The organism is Nocardia sp. CA-128927, assembly GCF_050955855.1.
GTDB lineage: Bacteria > Actinomycetota > Actinomycetes > Mycobacteriales > Mycobacteriaceae > Nocardia.
The window spans coordinates 1221892-1239333 of sequence record NZ_CP192087.1 but is presented as its reverse complement, the minus strand read 5'-3'; the positions used below and the strand labels follow the sequence as shown (position 1 = coordinate 1239333).

The following is a 17442-nucleotide window of genomic DNA, read 5'->3' as shown; positions in this document are numbered from 1 at the left end:
TAGATCACCAACCGGAATCGGTGACCCCACGCTCCCGGGACTTCACATTGTCGAGCGGCTCGACGTTGTCGAATGTCATGGCGGCGCTGTCGGTTTCGGCAGCGGTGGCCCGCTCCAACGAGTCGGGCTTGCTCAGTGGCGCATACGTCTGCGCGGGCATCTGACTGCTCAGGTCGGGCATTCCCTCGACCAGATCCGACAGTTTCGGCAAGCGCGCCCGCTCCTGTTGGAACGGCGCAAGCAATTCCTGCGACTGGCGCCGCACATCCGCGGTGGCCTCTTGTGCCGCCTGCGTGACGGCACGCGCCAATTCCGCGTATTCCAGTTCCTCGACGCCGCGACCGAACTTGGTCTCGATGACATTGCCATCCGCGTTCACCACGACGGTCACCCGGCCGCCGCGCACGGTGGCCTTACCCATCAGCGCAACCCGCTGTTGCTGCAATCGCGCGATCGAATGGAGCTGCGATTGCACCTCTTCCATCAGGTCGGCGACGTCTCCCCGAGAAAAATCGTGTGCCACGACTACCGGCCCTTACTCACTTATCGAAGCTTTCGCCATTGCGCTTGTCGAGGTCGTGCTGCAACTGGTCGGCGACCTTCCGCTGGTCTTTGGCCACGTCTTTGAAGGTGCCCGCCATACCGGTGACGCCGTCGGTGAGGTTCTTCTTCGAAGACAGGTATCCGTCGTCGCCGCCGGGGCCGTTCGCGAACTGGTTGCCCATCTTGTCGTCACCCCACGGGGCACCGCGACCGGAGATCGTCGACTTCAAGTTGGTCACCACGTCGGTAATCCGGTCGCCGACGTGGGCCGTCTTGCCCGCGGCCTTACGGAATTCGTCTGGATCGAACTCGAATCTTTCATCCGCCACAATGCACCCTTTCCCGCAGTGCGAGGGAAGCCAACCCCCGGCTCGATCCTGAAATCATTGGCGGAGTTCATGATCAATTCACCCGCGCTCCGCCGTCAGTCAATAAACCGTAACACCAACCGTACTGGTGGACCACTCCAACAGAACACCCCAGTCCTGGGGGCATCGGCGTCGAATCGTCGGCACGATCAGGCGTCTACCTGGCCATTTCTCCGCTGGAATCGCTGCTCGAACTCGGCGATGTACAGCGACGGCGCCACCGAGGACGACGACTGTTCCAGCACACCATCGTCGGCAATGTAGAACAACGCGCGGCCGATCGCGATCTCGCCCGGCGCGGTCGGCACGTACACCATCCACCCGATGCTGATCCGATCCGCACGCAGACCGTCCACCGGATATCGGGCGGTGTCGATGTTGCTGTCCAGGATGAACTGCCGCACCCGGGCGATCGCGTCCTCCTGCGGCATCGGCTCCGGCACCGTCATCGTCACGCCCGCCATGGTGAGCTGAAAGAGGGCGCTGTCGATATCGAAGGTGCCGTCCGCGCCGAAGACATCGACCAGGGTGGATCGGGTGACGACGCCGATCTCCGCGGCGGACACCAGATTGGCGACGGCCTGCCGCTGGCGCGGGCTCGGCGATTCCGCGATCAGGCCGGACACGATGCCGACCACGGATTCCGACGACCACATGCCGGGCACCGCGTCGCTGAGCTCGTCCGCGATCGGCGACATCCCGCGATACCAGTTGCCGCCTTCCCACCAGTAGCAGAACGACAGCAGGCCATTGGCCGCGCGCGAGTTCAGCACCTGATTGGCTACCCATTCCGGTGCGCCCGCGTACAAGGCGGGCATCGGCACGCCGCGGTTGTAGACCGCGTTCAATTCCGGTGCGTTCCACACCCCACCCGACAGCACGGCCCGGCCGCCCGGCAGCGCGTACAGCGTGGAGCCGCTGCGCTTGGAGCCTTCGAACCAGCTCAAGGCGGGCAGGACGCGCGGGCCGAGCGGCGATCCCGCCGCGACAAAGGCCGCGGCGATGACTGCCCAACGGGCCGCGAGCAGCGGGTACGCCGGAAAGTCGTTGGCCGCCAAGACCCCGCGCCTGCCCGCGTCTCGATCCGCGCGCGCCTGGGCCGCGGCCTGCTGCGGGGTCCGCGACTGGCGATCGGCGTGCCCGATGTAAGCCGCCAGCCACACCGGCAGCGCATCGCGCGGATAGACCTCGAGGTCGGCGCGATAGATCTCCGGCGCGAAGAGTTGTTCGTCCGGGAACGGTTCGTCGCCGTAGTCGTAGTCGACTTCGACCTGTCCGGTGCTGGTCAGCGTCATGACGTAGCGCCACCACGGGCCGTCGCTGAGCTGGGCCGACACGTGCCGGTGCTGACGGACCAGCGCCAGCACGTCCTCGGTCGGATACGCCCGCGCCATGCGGTCCTCGTCGTCGGTGAAAACTGCCAGCGCCACCTCGGCCGCGACGGTCACCGCGAAGACCGCCTCCAACCGCTGCCAACCGGGCGGGCCGTCGGCCGCCAACTCTCGGACGATCTGATGGCTGATCGCCGTCGCGAGCTCGGCGGGATCCTGGACCGGCGGCGGGGTGGGCAGCGCGCCGGCGAGGGTGAAGCCGACGTCGGGTTCCTGATCGTCCGCGCCGTCGCCCGGTTCGGGATCAACGGGCTCGCCAGGTTCGGCAATGCTGCCTCGGTCGTCGGAGGAGACCAGGAACTGCTTCATGAAAGCGGCTTGGGCAGCGGTCGTCTCGTCGCGGGGCCTGCTGTCCGGAGCTTGGTCGTCTGGACTGGTCACGTCGCGGAAATCTCCTCATGTGCACGTCGAACGGCGACCGATCCGAAGAGGAAGCCGCCCCGGCGTCAATCCTGGCACAGATCGCCGAGCGGCGAGCCCCGCATCAGCGGACGAGCGGCGGCTCGCCTCAGTCCTCGGGTTGCAGTCCGAGGCGGGGCAACTCGATCGGGCTGTTCTCCGATTTCTCGTTCCACGCCTGATAGACCAGCGGCGTGGGATCGGCGATCCGGAAACCGTCACGCAGCCCGGTCACCACCATCTCCGCGAGTCGGCGATAGCCTGCCGTGGATACCGGCCAGGGCACCTCGACCCACCAATTCTCGATGTGGTCGTCGTCGGGTTCCTGCCAGCCCGCCGCGCGAATCAGGTGCCGTCCCGCCTCGCCCGCCTGTACCTCGGGATCGAGCCAGCGGTCACCGGCCAGCTGGGCCCAGACGCTGTCGTCGAACTGCCGGAACTGCGCGGTTCTGCTCTTGTCCGACGATATCGGGGCCTCACCGACGATCACCACCGCACCGGACGGCAGCGTCGCCAGTTGCTCGGCCAATCCGTCGGTGAACTCCGCCCATTCGATCAAAGCAGCCCCTGTTCCTCCAGGTCGATGAGCCCGTCCTGCTCGGCAAGCCATGCGTTGGTCATCAAGAACAACTCCACCATGACGGCGGGATCGCGCAGCACGAGAGTTGTTTCCGCACCCGCCCAGCGGACCTCGGGTACGTCACCCGGAATCCGTGCGGTCGGCTCGCCGAACGCGCCGGTCAGCGCCGCGACCATGCCGACGAACGCGTCCCGTGTCTGGGCCTCGCCCGCCGCGTCATCGTCGGCGAAATCGGTCACCTGCACCATGATTTCCCCGACTTGATCGCCGCTGCCGGTCAGCTTGGCGCTCCCCGCGCCGAACCCGGCGTCGAGCATGACCCAGTCGTCGCCCGTCATGACCACTTCCCAGCCGAACGCCGATGCGAGCACGGCCGCGTCGGCGAGCTGCCAAGACCAATCGAGTGACCGCAATCGAGTGGCCAGCTCGACGATTTCCGCGTCGGTCAACGCACGCAATTCCGTCATGCAATCACCCTAGCTCTACCGTCGGACCTCGTCTTTTCCGCGCGATCGACTGTGCCACAACGAGTAATCATGCACAACAGAATGGCCTCGGCGGGCCGACCGAAGTCGTGCGCACCGGCTGGACTAGGCCGAAAGCGGGCCCTCTTCGGCCGCCGCACGCTCGACTTCGGCGACGAACCGCTCCACTCCATCAAGGGCTGCCCGAGCCTCCGGCAGGAACCGGTGACCCACCTGGAATACGTGGAACATGCCTGGCCACAGCTGCACCTCGCACCGACCGCCCGCCGCACGTTGCGCGGCGCCGTAGTGTTCGGCGTCGGCGCTGAGCATCTCGCTGCCGCCGGCCTGCAGCAGCATCGGCGGTAGGTCGGAGCCGACGTGGGCGGCCACGTTCAGGCGTGGATCATCGAAATGGGTTGTGCCGGTGTAGAGGCCGGTCATTCGGGTGGCGAGGCCGAAGGACATGAAGGCCTCGTCCACTTCGGCGCGGCGGGCGTCGGCCAGCGACCAGGTCGAATCGACCAGTGCCGAGAAGCCGACCAGCGCCTTTGGTTGCGGCAGACCGAGTTCGCGGAGCTGCACGCACAAGCCGAGCGCCATGTGCCCGCCGGCCGAATCGCCCATCAGCACAATGTCTTGCGCGGCATGTCCCTGTTCGAGCAGCCATAGATAGCCGTTCAGCACGTCGTCGTGCGCCGCGGGGAATCGGTGTTCCGGGGCGCGCCGGTAGCGCAGGGTGAACGCGGAGCGGTCCAGTCGTCGCGCCAGCTCGGACACCAGGCCGCGGTGGGTGGCCGGGCTGCAACCGACGTAGCCGCTGCCGTGCAGGTAGTAGATGAGAGATTGGCCCGGTCGCGGCACCGCGCCGACCCACTCCCCCATGGCCCGGCCGCGCGGTCCGGCGACATCGACCGGTGTGGTCGGCAGTGTGTGGTCGAACCAGATCCGGCAGGCGACAGCCAATCCGAGCCGCGCACCGGCGACACCGAGCCGGTTGGCGGGCAGCCGCGCGCCGAGGGGCCGCAGGGTGGAATGCAGCGCGAAGATCACGCCGCGACTTGCTCGGGACACCGGATCACCATTGACCATCTATCGATTGAACCGAACCGCACCCAGGCCTGGCAATAACGGACAGATCTACCGGGCATAGTGCACAAAAGTGTCGACTACCTGCTGTCCGATGTCACATGCACTCAACGGTTTCACCGTCAGGTGCGCCTCGGCGTTGCGCGGTCAGGCGAAGATGGCAGCGCGCCTGGATGCGTCGGCAAGGACGTCGCGGACCAGCAAGCCGAGATCCATATCAGCGGGGAGGGAACGGTAGATCACGTCGAAGGCGGGGACGCCCGCGACGCTGACCACGAACCTGGTGTTGCGCTGATCGTAGGGGTACCAGTCGACGGCGACCGGGCCATCGAGATCGATATCCTGGCCGCCGACGCGCAACCCCAGCCTGCCGTGGTGCCGGTAGAGCACCACCGGGGCGTCACCTAGATCGGCATAAACACCGCCGAGTTGGCTCGCACCGGCGGGCGTTGCCCGCAGCGCACCGGTCATCGGATCGAACTCGGCAAACACGCCGTAGCCGACGTACGGGCGCACCACAATCGTTGCGCCGCCGCCGTTTTCGCTGGTGTACGACCGTTGACCATTGCCGTTGCCGCCGTTGCGACGACCGTTGCCGCCCGCATGTGGCCCGCCACCCATTGGCGGCGGAGGCATGGGAGACCATGGCGGTAGCGATGATCCCGGCGGATCGTTCGACGGAATCGGTCCGCCTGGTAGTGGATTCGACGGCACAGGTATTCCGGGGACACCGGGCGGGATCGGTCCGCCTGGCGACGGAGGCGGGTGCGGCAGGGTCGGCAGCACCGGAACATGCGGCGGCGACGGCAAGTTCGGTGGCACCGGCGCCTCTGGTGGCACTGGCAAGTTCGGCGGCACAGGTATCTGTGGCGGCTCCGGCAGATTCGGCGGATCCGGCAGACCTGGCGGCTCCGGCAAGTTCGGCGGAACCGGCACCTGTGGGGGAACAGGCAGATTCGGCGGTACAGGTATCTGCGGCGGCACCGGCGGATCCGGCGGCACCGGAACCTGTGGCGGGACTGGCAGGTCCGGCGGCACCGGAACATGCGGTGGCACCGGCGGATCCGGCGGCACAGGGACCGGCGGCCGCGGTGGCACAGGTGCGTGCGGTGGATTCGGCAGCACCGGAACATGCGGTGGCACCGGGGGACGCGGGGGTTGCGGTGGCTTCGGCGGAGGCGGCGGCGGAACCGCCGGGGGCTGGGGATCAGGCACCGGCCACGGTTTCGGCGCGGAATCCACCAGCCTCGGGAACTCGAACTCGTAGTCCCGCGGCGGATGCGGAATATGCGACCTCAGCGCCCGACCAGGCAACTGCGGCGGCCGCGAATCCCGGTGCCCCGTACCCGATTCCGGCGGCTCACCACCATCTCCTCGACTCGTACGCGCACCACCATCACCGGTGTCCGACCTCGGCGTGGACTCGTCTGTTGACCCCGACTTGCGCGGCGGCGACTGTTCGGTCCTCGTGTTGGATTCTCGAGGCTCACCGTCGACTCCTCGGTTCGCACGCGCGCCATCGTCACCGGTCTGCTGTGGTGGCGCGGACTCATCTGCTGACCCGAGCTCGCGCGGCGACTGTTCGGAGCCCGACTCGGACTCTCGGTTGGTCGGCGATTCAGAGCCTGGCTTGGGCTGCCGTGCCTGCTCGGAATCGTCCGTGGCGTCTCGGTTCGACGGCAGTTCAGCGCCTGGCTTGGGTTGGGGTGACTGTTCGGAGTCTGTCGAGGTCTTCTGGTTCGACGGCGGCTCGGTGCCTGCCGACAGGTCCTTGCCTGGGGCAGGATCTGGGTGGGCTGATGGGTCGTGGCTTGCCGACCCTGGTGGGTCTGATGGTGGACCCTGTGGCAGCACGGCAGTGGTGGGGGGTTCTTCGTCTGGTCCGTTGGAGTCGCGGCGGGCGAGTTCGTCGAACTTGGCGGTCATCTCGCGATGGGCGTTGTCGAGGTCGGCCATCAGGCGCTGGTGGTCGGTCTGCGCGGCGAGGTCGTTGAGGATCTGCTCGAGATGATCGAGGGCGCGGCGGAGGTCGGCATCGGACGACTCGGCGTGGCGGCGGTATGCCTCGTCCAGTTTCGCCAGCTCACGCGCTAGTGCTTCGTCGATTCGCGTGCTCGGTTCGGTCGAATCGGGCTCCGGTGCAACGTTATGCGTATCGAGCTGCCCGGCCAGATCACGCGCGATCTGGTCGAGATGATCGAGCACTCGCTGTAGTTCGGCGTCGGCCTCGTCCGAATGACGCCGGTAGGACTCGTCGAGCGCGGCCAACTCACGCGCCAGCGCCGCATCGATTCGCGAGCTCGGGTTCGCCGAATCCGATGGCGGCACAACATCGTGCTGTCCAGCCAACTCACGACCAACCTGCTCCAGATGGTCGAGCACCCGGCGCAGTTCGGCATCGGACTCGTCGGCATGACGCCGGTACGCTTCGTCCACCTTGGCTACTTCGCGGGCCAATGCTTCATCGATCCGTGTGCTCGGCTCGACCGAATCCGACTCCGGCACAACATCATGTCCATCGAGCTGCCCGGCCAGATCACGACCGATCTGATCCAGATGATCGAGCACCCGCTGCAATTCGGCATCGGCCTCTTCCGAACGACGCCGGTAGGACTCATCGAGCGCGGCCAGCTCACGCGCGAGTGCCTCATCGATCCGTGTGCGCGGGGCCGGTTGCTGATCCGCGCCCGACCGATCGTCGCGTACTTCCGATTTGGCGCTTGCCGGATCCTCGGGAACCGGCTCCGACGTCTTCGCCGGGTCACCAGGTTCGGTGGGCAAACGTCGCGAATCCTGCTGCTGCACCGCATTATCCGGGTCTGAGCGCTCGCGTGGACCATCACCTTCGATGATCGGTCGCTCGGCGGCATCGCCTGATCCGGGCCGACGCGGTGCCGGTTCGATCGGGGTCGGGGTGGGCGCCGGACCATCCTCGTCGGGCCCATCCAGCCTGGGCGGAGTAGCACCGTCCCCGGGATGTCCGGGCTGGTCGCCCGCTGGAAGCTGCTCGGGCGCCCGGTAGAACTCCTCGGCCAGGTCGGCAAGATCCCGGATCTGCGCCGCCCGCTGCCGAACCTCGTCCCGCATCTTCGCGATTTCCGCGGCCAGCTCCTTGGGGCTCAGCCCCTCGTGCTTCTCGATCTTGCCGTCGCGGTATGCCTCGTACACCTTGCGGAACGTCGCATCATCAGCCCCGGCGAGATCGACGCCGACGAGCCGGGCCCAGTCCCGATTGGGGTCGGGTCGCCCGCTCTCGCGGTCGCTGTCGCGATCCCAGGTGCCGTCACCCTCGGGTCGCCCGGGATGGTCCGCAAGGGTTTGCCCGAAGTCGAGGGTATCCCCGGAATGCAGTGCGTCCCTGATGATGTCGCGCAGCCCATGGATCGCCTCGGGATCGTGGATCGGCGGCTCACCGGTCACCCGCGGGTCGGCGGACAGATCACCGCGCGGCACCTCGGAATACGGATCGATCTTGATCAGGGCGTCGGCGTACTCGGTGAGCGCGTTCTTCAACAGGTCGTGTTTGCCGTCGCGCTCCATCTGCGCCAGCAACTTGCGCAGCTTCTTCGGATCCAGGCTGTTCGAGTCCAGCCCGTGCACCAGCCTGCCCGCATCGTTCTTGCTGTACTTCGGCGGGAACAGTTCCGACGGCTCGACGCCGAGCCGCTTCGCCAGTTGGTCGCGGGCGGCGACGAAGGCGGCCGGATCGAGATCGCGCAGCTGCTTGGCGTACGCGACGAGGTCGCCTACCTGTTGCGCCCGCAACGCATTTCGGAACGAGCTGTCGGTCAACGCTTCGCCGAGGCGCTGCGGGGTCAACTCCGCTTCGGGAATGCCGAGGCGGGTGGCCAATTGACTACGCGCATCACCGATGTCGTTGAACGACTCGATAGCGTTCATCGAGCGGGCGAAGTCGGCCAGCGCCTCGATCTGCCCGGCCCGAACGGCGTTGTCCAGCTTCATATCCGCGATCGTCTGCGCCAGCCGCTCCGGATGCAGTGCGTCCGGCTGCAACCCGAGTGTCCGCGCCAGATCCACCAGATCCGTGAGGACTTCGGCGCGCGGCCGCGGCGGCGTTTCCGGCGCATCCGCGGCCAACGGCTCGGTGTGCGGTGCGTCGGTATTGTCGAGCACGACCGGCCGCCACTGACCGTCGCTGTCGCGCAACAGAGTTACCGCCAGGTCGCGGCCGTCGATCCTCTCGCGGTGGTGATAGACGTCGGGCGTCTCGACCGGCTCGAGATGGATATGGCCGTTCCGATCCGTGCGCGCCTTGTGGTAGTCGACCTGAACATCGCCGCGGTTCACCGCCTGCGCGAGATCCGGATGCTCGGCGAGCACACGAGCCAGCGCGGCGGCGCGGTCCTGCGGCCCATCGATGACCACGAGCCGATCCGGCACGCCCTCGCCGACCGGGAGCCGCACGACCTGGTCGCCGAACGGTTCGCCGACCGGCGGCTGATCGTCGGACTCGGGATGCAGGCGGATCTCGGCGGCATCGGCGAACTCGGCGAGCCGGTCGGCGCGCGCCTGATTCGCAGCCCGCAATTCGTCGATCCGCTGGGTGGTCACCGAGTCGTTGTCGAGCCCGAACATCTGTGCCCAGGTGGACAATTCGTCACGCAGCTGGTCGCGACGCAACGCGTGTTCGAAGTATGCCCGCGGTCCCTGGTCGCGGCCGAGCTCGTTGTCGTCCGGCCCGATATCACCCCACTCTTTCAGTGGGTCCGCGCCGTTGCCGACCGGCGTGTAATGCTGCACCCCCGAGGCACCGTCGAAGGCCGCGTTGAGCTCTTTGAGGAAGCGGCCCATCGGGTTGTCGTCGAAGAAGCTGACTTCGTCGGAGTACGGGACAGGCCGCCCGGCCGGGTCGGGCTCGCCAACGCGGACGGGACGGCGGTCGTATGCGTCGTCGTCGAACTCGTCCTCGTCGAGGAAGAAGTCCTCGTCTTCCTCGTCGCGCCGCCGTGCGTCAGGTCCTTCGAGTTCACCGGGCGGCCGATTGCGCTGCTCACCCTCATCGAGTGCGGGCCGCGAGTCCTCCCCTGCCACATCCTCTTTGGTGTATGGCCTGGTCTGTTCCTCGTTGTAGCGCCGGTGTGCGTCGGCGAGTCCTTCGATCGCCGCGGCCTCGCGCAGCGTCCGGTACTCCTGCTCGTCGATGACCCGGCGCACCGTCGCCGGATCGTCATCGGGTAGATCGAAGCCGAGCCGATCGGCCAGCTCCGAGAGCGACTCGTGCTCGGGCGGTGGGCCATCCGGCTCGCGCGGCAGCTCCGGATGCTCGGGCGGTTCCTGCTCGAGCACCCTGGCCTCGTCCTCGGAGACCAGACCCAACCGCTCCATATCGTCGACGATCCGCTGACGCTGTTCCGGATCGGACACGGAGAGAGCGTCTTCCAGGACCGCCCTGGCCTCCTCCGCCGAAATCTGTTGCACCTCGAAGAGATCGGTGATCGTCTCGCGGACCAGGTCCGGATCGGCATCGCTGACCCAGAACCGATACTCCTCACCGTCCGCGGTGCGCGGCGCCACGAAATCGCCCGCGACATCGGGGGTCCGGCCCGACAGCTGGCCAAGGATCGGCAAGTGCTCGCGGTTCTTCCAGATCGTCGCGCCCTCTTTCAGGATGCGAGCGACGTTGGGCGCCTTGTCCGATGAGTCCGGCGCGGGTCCCATGTGCGGGACATCCGGCGACTGCGGCACGTGCGGCGCGGGAGCGGGCGACGGCTCGAACAGGTGTGGGGCGTTGGCGACCCCATCGCGCAGGGCCGTCTGTCCGCGGCCGTCCTCACCCGAACCCGACGGGTACTTGGGGTTGTCACCTTCGTAGCCGCGAATGTAGATCCGGTCTCGAATGCGTTCCCACGCTCGACGAACCGGCGACTTCTTCTCGACCTCGCCCGAACCCTCCTGCCGCGCGGGCGGTTCCGCTTCATCGGCGGGCACCGCGCGCCAACGGTCCTCGCCGTCCGGATGAAGTGCCAGCGGCACCTGCTCGCCGTCGACATCGAGAGCGAGCGGATGGGTGTCGTCGGCGAGCACCACCGAGTCCGGCTCCAACACCGGGGGTGCACCGGAGTCGTTGTCGCGGTTGGTTTTCGACGTCGAGCCGTCGCCAGGGTCGTCGGGCGAAGCGAGTGGCGGCAGTTCCGCGGGCGGCTTCTTTCCACCGCCGTCCGAGCCCGATGCCGGCTCGACGGGATCACCGTCCGGGCCGGGCGGCCGTTGTCCGACATCGACATTGCGCAACGCCGGTTCCCGAGACGGCACGTCGGCATCTCCGCGCTGCTGCGGAATTCCGTTCTCGTCGAACAGGATTGTGCGGGTGACCTGCACCGGGTAGTCGCCACCCGGCAATATCGGCGGGAAGCCGTGCCGCAGGCCTGCGGTCGGATCGTGCACCACGATCTCGCCGTTTTCCTTGAGCAGCACGTAGGCGTGCGCGCCGACGTTGTGCTCGTCGGTCTTGCCGTAGACATCCACCACCAGCGCGGCCACCCCGTCGGGGCGCTCGATCCGGTTGCCGTCGGAATCGAGTACGAAACTGCCGTCCGGCCTGGTCTCGTACATCAGCGCATCGCGAATCTCGTTGTGATTCTCGACATCTCGCAGCGGCGCGTTGGCCGCCCGCTCGATCTCGCTCTGGGACACACCGTCCGGGCCGATTTCCCTGGTCGGCACGTCGATCACGTCGCTGCCGGTGAGCTGACGGATCAGCTCGAGACTGCGGATTGCGCAGTCGCGTGGCTGCTCGGTGTCCGACGGATCCGGCCGCGCGGCGGTGTGGTCGTCATCGCCGCCTACGACAGGGTCCGGGCGTGTGGTGGTCCGATCCGCGCGCGGCGGCGCGTCCGCGCCGGACACCGCGGCCAGTGGCAGTAGACCGGCCGCATCGAGCGGCGATGGACCGTCGCCCTCATGCCGCGATTGCGGACCATCGGTGGGGAGCGCAGCGTCGGCCGCCTGCTGGGTGGTAGAACCGTCCTCCGTGGTCCGGGCCCGCGGCGCGTGCTCGCCGCTAGAGCCCGATTGCAGGGCCGACTGCTGGTTCGCGCCACGTGGAGTGCCTGCTACGCCGGTGCGACTCGGCTCGCTGGTACGCGGGGCAGTGCCGTCGCCACGGGCCTCACCCGTGCGGGGACGATCGGCGCTGGGACGCGCCTCTCCCGCGGGTCGACCGTCCGGAGCGCCAGCCCGAGGCTCCAGGCCCGTTTGCGTCCTCGGTTGCTCGACGCGCGGCGGCGCGTCCGACCCGGTGTGGGCACGCACCTCCCCCGGTCCCGGGCGGGCCGAACTGGATGCCGCTGGGGTGCTGCGGCTTTCGCCGCCCGCAGCGGGATTGGTCGACGCCTGATGGGCGGGAGCAGACCCTGGGTTGGTCGGAGCGGAGCCCGGGTTGGTGGGCGGCGCCGCATGGGTCGGCGCGTTGGTGGCAAGTCCGCCATCCACATCGCGCACCGAGACCGGCTCGTTGCCAGTCGATGTGGCGTCTATTCGCTCGTCGGAACCGACCCCGTGCACGGCATCCGCCTGCGGTGCCACGCCTGCCCGCTGGTTCACGGCATCGCCCGAACCGGTCTGCGCCGCAACCCGGTCGGGGTTCGAGGCGGCACCGTCGACCGGCCGCGTGCTGCCGTCGCCGGTCCGGGTTTGACCATCGCTATCGGCATGAGCAGGCGTCGAATCCCCGGCGGCCCGGTCCCTACCTGTGGTCGCCGCGTCGCTCGATCGGCTTCCGGCATCGCCCGACCTACTATCACCGGATCCGTCGGACTCACCCGAATTCCGGCCGTCACCCGATCCCCGACTATCGCCAGATCCGTTGTTCGCGCTCGAATTCCGGCCATCACCCGAACCTCGACTATCGCCAGATCCGTTGCCGTCAATCGAATTCCGGCCGATGGCCGCGTCCGCGCCGGGCTGTCGAGCACCGGCATCTCCGCCAGCACGTCCGTTGCCGTCGGCACCCGTGGTTCCGGCAGGCCTGGTCGCACCCGCGTCTCCCGTCGTGCCTCGACCGCTACCGTCCCCGGCGGGCAGTCCGGCACCATCCGGCCGAAGCCCGACACGCGTTCCGTCACTCGAATTCGCCCCGTCACCACCGGAACCGTTGAAAACGTCATCGAAGCGACCCCCGAACCCGGGCCTGCTGAACAGATCCGGCCGCATGTTCCCCCAAGCATGCTGCGCCCCAACCTTGTTCAACCCGGACATCGCGCCGTTCGAAGCACCCGCGGTGAACATCCGCCAATCGACCTGGGTGTTCTTCAGGTTGTTCCACGCATCGCCCCAGCCGTTCCTGGCGGCATCGATGCCGAACTGCGTGCCGGTCGCGGCGACGAAACCCGCACCCGCACCGACCAATCCGGCGGCGGGGCCGGTGATTGCGGCACGCATCCAAGGCTTCATCTCCGAGCTGAGCCGGTTGCCGAGCCAGTCGCCGAACGGGCCCGCCGCGGCGCCGCCCGCGGCAGAGCTCACCGCGGTGACCGCGACCTGGTCCCAGTTGATCGACTTGCGGTGACCGTGGTCGACCTGCCACTGCTGGACGCCGAGCTCCTGCAGCGTGCCGAGCATCGTGTCGATCGCCACGTGCCGCAGCAGAAACTTCGCCAACTTCGACGCGACGAGCTTGCCTGCGTGCCGGATGATCGCGGAGACGACCCGCTCACCGATGATGCGCACCGCTATCCGGGTGAGCCCGATCGCGGCCGCCTCGACCGCGGGCGCGGTGGGCGGAAACAGCCACGCCGCAGCGAGTTCGCCGGCCAGTAGGCCCAACGACGACCAGTACATCAGCTTGGCGTACTCGATCTCGGTGCCGACCCCGTTGGCGGATTCACCGATCTGATCGAAGAGCTCGGCCAGCTTGTTCAGCGACTGATCCTTGTCGGACCCGTCGCCGGAACGCATGCTGTCGAAGCCCTTGATCATCTCCTCGACGCCCTCGCCGACGGGATAGGCGGTCAGCGAGGCGTTCTTCGCCGCATCGATATCGCTGAGGATGGTGCGTAGATCCGCGGCGGCGGTGTGCCAGTCCTGGGCCAGGGCCCACATCTGGTCTTCGTTGCCCTCGGGCCACTCCATGCCGACTATCGGCTCGAGCCACTCCAGGAAGCCCGGCAGTTCGATCATGTTCGACCCGTGCCCAGCCCGTAGGTCAGGAGAAACCGTCGCGGTTGCCGTGTTCCATCTTCTCGAGCAGCTTGGCGCTCTTGGTCTGCCCGGCCGAGAAGTTGTCGAGCGAGCCCGCGATGTTCCCGGCGCCGGTGATCATGTTGTCCCGCGAGGAGGTGTAGCCGCCCGAACCGTCCGGCCCGTTCGCGAAGTTACGGCCGAGTGTGTCGTTGCCCCAAGGGTTTCCGCGTGCGTTGAGGGACGCCTGCAGGGTGTGCAGCACCGCGTTGATTCGGTCGCGCGCGTCCCCGGTCTTCTTCGCTGCCTTGAAGAACAGATCCGAGTCGTACTGGACTTTGTCCGCCACCGCGTTCCCTCCGCGTATGTGCGGTCAACCCCGCACCTACATCAGTTCGTACGCATTCGACGATGACACCCGATAGCAGCTCGCCTGTTGCTCGCACATGAACGGAAAGTGCCGCGACAGTTACATGCAACAACCGGGTACACCTGGGCGTTCACTTCGCGAAATGTGCTATGCGCGTTGGCGTTCAGTGACGCACCGGCACCGATACAGCTACCGATCGGTGTGCCGCCTACACGACCTCTGACCTGGTCGACAAGGGCTGATCACTGCTGGAAGTCTCAACCGCGCACCGCATCAACCACTTCGGCTGATCACTGGCGGGAGTCAGCGGGCGCCAACGAGGGCTGCCCGGGGTTTCCAGGTTCCGAGGGCATACGCAGATTGGCGTCGCTTTGCATGCCCCCGGATCCCGACTAAAACGTTACATCAAGCAATGCGCCGCTGTCCAGCGGCAAGGTTTGCGACGGGTGCGCCACCCATCGGCACACCAACCCGGGCCTACTGGCCGGGCAGCTCGTCCGCCAGTTCCGCGATATCGCGTTCGAGATACCACGCGACGAATCGATTCACCAGCTCAGCCGCCGCCTGACCAGGCACAACCCGGGCGGCAGCGACCCGCTCGGCGAGCTCCGCCCGATCCTGCGGCGTGCGCCCCGACTGCTGGAACGACTGCCAAGCGGTCCGCTCGAATACGTCCACGAAGCGACGGGCGATACGGTCGCAATCGCCCCGCAACCGCTCGACCTCGTCGAGCACCTGGGCGGGCGACGCCCCCGCCGCCGCCAATTGCTCGGCGATCCGAACGAGCTGACGGTCGGCCACGACATAGGTGGCGGCGTCGAGCGGCTCATACATTCCGGTCCCGACAACCCGCGCCAGACCATGCGGAACGTCACGGTATAGATCCGCGAGTTCCGTTGCGGCAACGACCTTTTCGCTGACGTCCGGCACCACACTCGGATCGCTCGACGCGCCGAGCTCGGCCACCACGTCGGGATGCGCGAGGCCCTCCGGTTCGGGCACGCCGAGGATGTCACCGAGGTCGTCGCCGCGATCCCAGGCCTCCAGGAGTTCCCTGATGCCGTTGAGCTTGATGCCCCGATCCAGCAACCGGCCGATGGTGCGTACTCGGTTGAGATGGTCGGATCCGTAGAAGCCGGTGCGCCCCTTCACCTGCGGCGGCGGCAGCACGCCGCGCTCGTGATAGACGCGCAGGCTCCGCACGGTCGTGCCGGCCTCGCGCGCCAGCTCGTCGATCGTAAACTCCGTACCTGCTGCCATAGCTCAAGGAAACCACACCGAAACCTGCGCTGACCGCTGGTCGTGGTCAGCCGAGCCTTCATGACGATCGAGTTTCATGAGATGACATTCATGTACATCTATTGAACGTGCCGTTAAACAACGGTACGTTACTGAGCGATATGACTGCCGTCACATGAAAGGCCCTGGCATGACCATCGTTCGACCTCCCACAGAGACGCAGGCGCCAGCCGCGCGGGCCCTGCACGCCGAGGACGCGGGCTATCACAAGGCGCTACGCCCACGCCAACTGCAGATGATCGCCATCGGCGGCGCGAGGCACCGGGCTGTTCCTAGGTGCGGGCGGCAGACTGAAAGACGCTGGCGCAGGGCTTTTCCTGGCGTATGCGGTGTGCGGCATCTTCGTGTTCTTCATCCTGCGGGCGCTGGGTGAGCTGATCCTGCATCGTCCGTCGTCGGGCTCGTTCGTCTCCTACGCCCGCGAGTTCTACGGCGAGAAGCTGGCGTTCGGCGTCGGCTGGATGTACTTCTTCCACTGGTGTATGACCGGCATCGTCGACATCACCGCGATCGCCACCTACGTCCACTACTGGGGCAGCCTGCAGGTGATCCCGCAGTGGACGATCGCGCTCATCGCGCTGGCCCTGGTGGTCAGCATCAACATGGTGTCGGTGCGCTGGTTCGGCGAGATGGAATTCTGGGCGGCGCTGATCAAGGTGGTCGCGCTGATGGGCTTCCTCATCGTCGGCACCATCTTCCTCGCGGGCCGGTTCCCGGTCGAAGGCGCGAGCACCGGGATCAGCGTGATCAGCGTGATCAGCGTGATCAGCGATCATGGTGGCCTGCTGCCGAACGGCACGATTCCACTGGTGCTGTCCACCACCGGCGTCATCTTCGCCTACGCCGCGGTGGAACTGATCGGCACCGCGGCCGGTGAGACGGAAGACCCGGCCAAGATCATGCCGCGGGCCATCAACTCGGTCATCGCCCGCATCGCGCTGTTCTACGTCGGCTCGCTGGTGCTGCTCTCACTGCTGTTGCCCTACACCGCTTTCAAGTCCGGTGAGAGCCCGTTCGTCACCTTCTTCTCCACGATCGGTGTCGGCGGCGCGGGCACGATGATGAACCTGGTCGTGCTGACCGCGGCGTTCTCCAGCCTCAACGCCGGGCTGTACTCGACCGGGCGCATCCTGCGCTCGATGTCGATGAACGGCAGTGCCCCCGCCATGGCGGGCCTGATGTCCAAACGGGGCGTGCCCTATGTGGGCATCCTGGCCACCGGCGCGGTCGCGCTGATCAGTGTCGGACTCAACGCCCTGGTCCCGGAGAAGGCGTTCGAGATCGTGCTGAACATGTCGGCGCTGGGCACCATCACGGCGTGGGCGGCGACCGTCGTCTGCCAGCTCAAGCTGTGGCAGTGGTCGAAGCAGGGACGGATGGTGCGCCCCTCGTTCCGGCTGATCGGCGCGCCCTACACCAGCATCGCGACGCTGATATTCCTGGTCGTGGTGGTGCTGCTCATGCTGTTCGGCAAGAGCGATGTGCAGCGTGGCGCCGTCATCGCGATGGGGGTGATCATGGTCCCGGCCATGATCATCGGCTGGTTCTTCGCGCGACGCCGGGTCATGCACCTCGCGGCCGTGCGCGAAGGCTATACCGGCGCGTTTCCGGTGGTTGCCGAGCGACCGATGGAACATCGCGACCCGCGTATCGCCGATATATCCGGCGCAAGCAACGACCGCAACGCGTAATGAGGCAGAATCGCGCTAAGGCCGACCTGACCCGCCCGCGCCGCCGCAACGGTTATTCACCGATGCGCGGCGCGGAGCGGGGTCGGCCCGCAGTTGTACGCGTGGCGCGG

9 protein-coding genes and 1 pseudogene are annotated in these 17442 nt (G+C 67.2%); 1 reads left to right on the top strand and 9 read right to left on the bottom strand.

Going from position 1 to position 17442, the window contains the following annotated elements; all coding sequences use genetic code 11:
• Positions 1-4 precede the first annotated feature (4 nt).
• From ACQPW1_RS05810 to ACQPW1_RS05770, 9 genes are all read right to left on the bottom strand, one after another.
• Positions 5-523: a YbaB/EbfC family nucleoid-associated protein gene (locus ACQPW1_RS05810; RefSeq protein ID WP_433661715.1), complete on the bottom strand. Its 519-nt coding sequence runs from the start codon at positions 521-523 to the stop codon at positions 5-7.
• Positions 524-539: 16 nt separating this feature from the next.
• The gene (locus ACQPW1_RS05805) at positions 540-872 is read right to left on the bottom strand and encodes a hypothetical protein (RefSeq protein WP_433661714.1); all 333 of its coding nucleotides are present in this window, start codon (positions 870-872) and stop codon (positions 540-542) included.
• Between the two features lie 188 nt (positions 873-1060).
• The gene (locus tag ACQPW1_RS05800; RefSeq protein WP_433661713.1) at positions 1061-2683 is read right to left on the bottom strand and encodes a hypothetical protein; all 1623 of its coding nucleotides are present in this window, start codon (positions 2681-2683) and stop codon (positions 1061-1063) included.
• Positions 2684-2810: 127 nt separating this feature from the next.
• Positions 2811-3260, bottom strand: a complete 450-nt coding sequence (locus tag ACQPW1_RS05795) for a TY-Chap domain-containing protein (protein WP_433661712.1) — start codon at positions 3258-3260, stop codon at positions 2811-2813.
• A complete protein-coding gene (locus ACQPW1_RS05790; RefSeq protein ID WP_433661711.1) occupies positions 3257-3748 on the bottom strand; it encodes a DUF6301 family protein in 492 nt (163 codons plus the stop codon). Before ACQPW1_RS05790 ends, ACQPW1_RS05795 begins: the two co-directional genes overlap by 4 nt.
• A gap of 123 nt (positions 3749-3871) precedes the next feature.
• Complete coding sequence (locus tag ACQPW1_RS05785) at positions 3872-4837, bottom strand: alpha/beta hydrolase (RefSeq protein WP_433661710.1); 966 nt, start codon at positions 4835-4837, stop codon at positions 3872-3874.
• Positions 4838-4981: 144 nt separating this feature from the next.
• Positions 4982-13972, bottom strand: coding sequence for a hypothetical protein (locus ACQPW1_RS05780; RefSeq protein WP_433661709.1), 8991 nt, complete (start codon positions 13970-13972; stop codon positions 4982-4984).
• Between the two features lie 25 nt (positions 13973-13997).
• Entirely contained in the window at positions 13998-14321 is a 324-nt protein-coding gene (locus tag ACQPW1_RS05775; RefSeq protein ID WP_433661708.1) for a hypothetical protein, read from the bottom strand.
• Between the two features lie 498 nt (positions 14322-14819).
• Positions 14820-15602, bottom strand: a complete 783-nt coding sequence (locus tag ACQPW1_RS05770) for a MerR family transcriptional regulator (protein ID WP_433661707.1) — start codon at positions 15600-15602, stop codon at positions 14820-14822.
• A 169-nt stretch (positions 15603-15771) separates the two neighbouring features.
• Between ACQPW1_RS05770 and ACQPW1_RS05765 the strand changes: the two are divergent.
• Positions 15772-17332, top strand: a pseudogene (locus ACQPW1_RS05765) (amino acid permease).
• Positions 17333-17442: the final 110 nt, after the last annotated feature.

What these genes read in the sequence shown, in the direction of transcription:
- ACQPW1_RS05785 (WP_433661710.1), bottom strand. Translation starts at nt 4,837, where the DNA reads ATGGTCAATGGTGATCCGGTGTCCCGAGCAAGTCGCGGCGTGATCTTC.
- ACQPW1_RS05780 (WP_433661709.1), bottom strand. Translation starts at nt 13,972, where the DNA reads ATGATCGAACTGCCGGGCTTCCTGGAGTGGCTCGAGCCGATAGTCGGC.
- ACQPW1_RS05770 (WP_433661707.1), bottom strand. Translation starts at nt 15,602, where the DNA reads ATGGCAGCAGGTACGGAGTTTACGATCGACGAGCTGGCGCGCGAGGCC.
- ACQPW1_RS05790 (WP_433661711.1), bottom strand. Translation starts at nt 3,748, where the DNA reads ATGACGGAATTGCGTGCGTTGACCGACGCGGAAATCGTCGAGCTGGCC.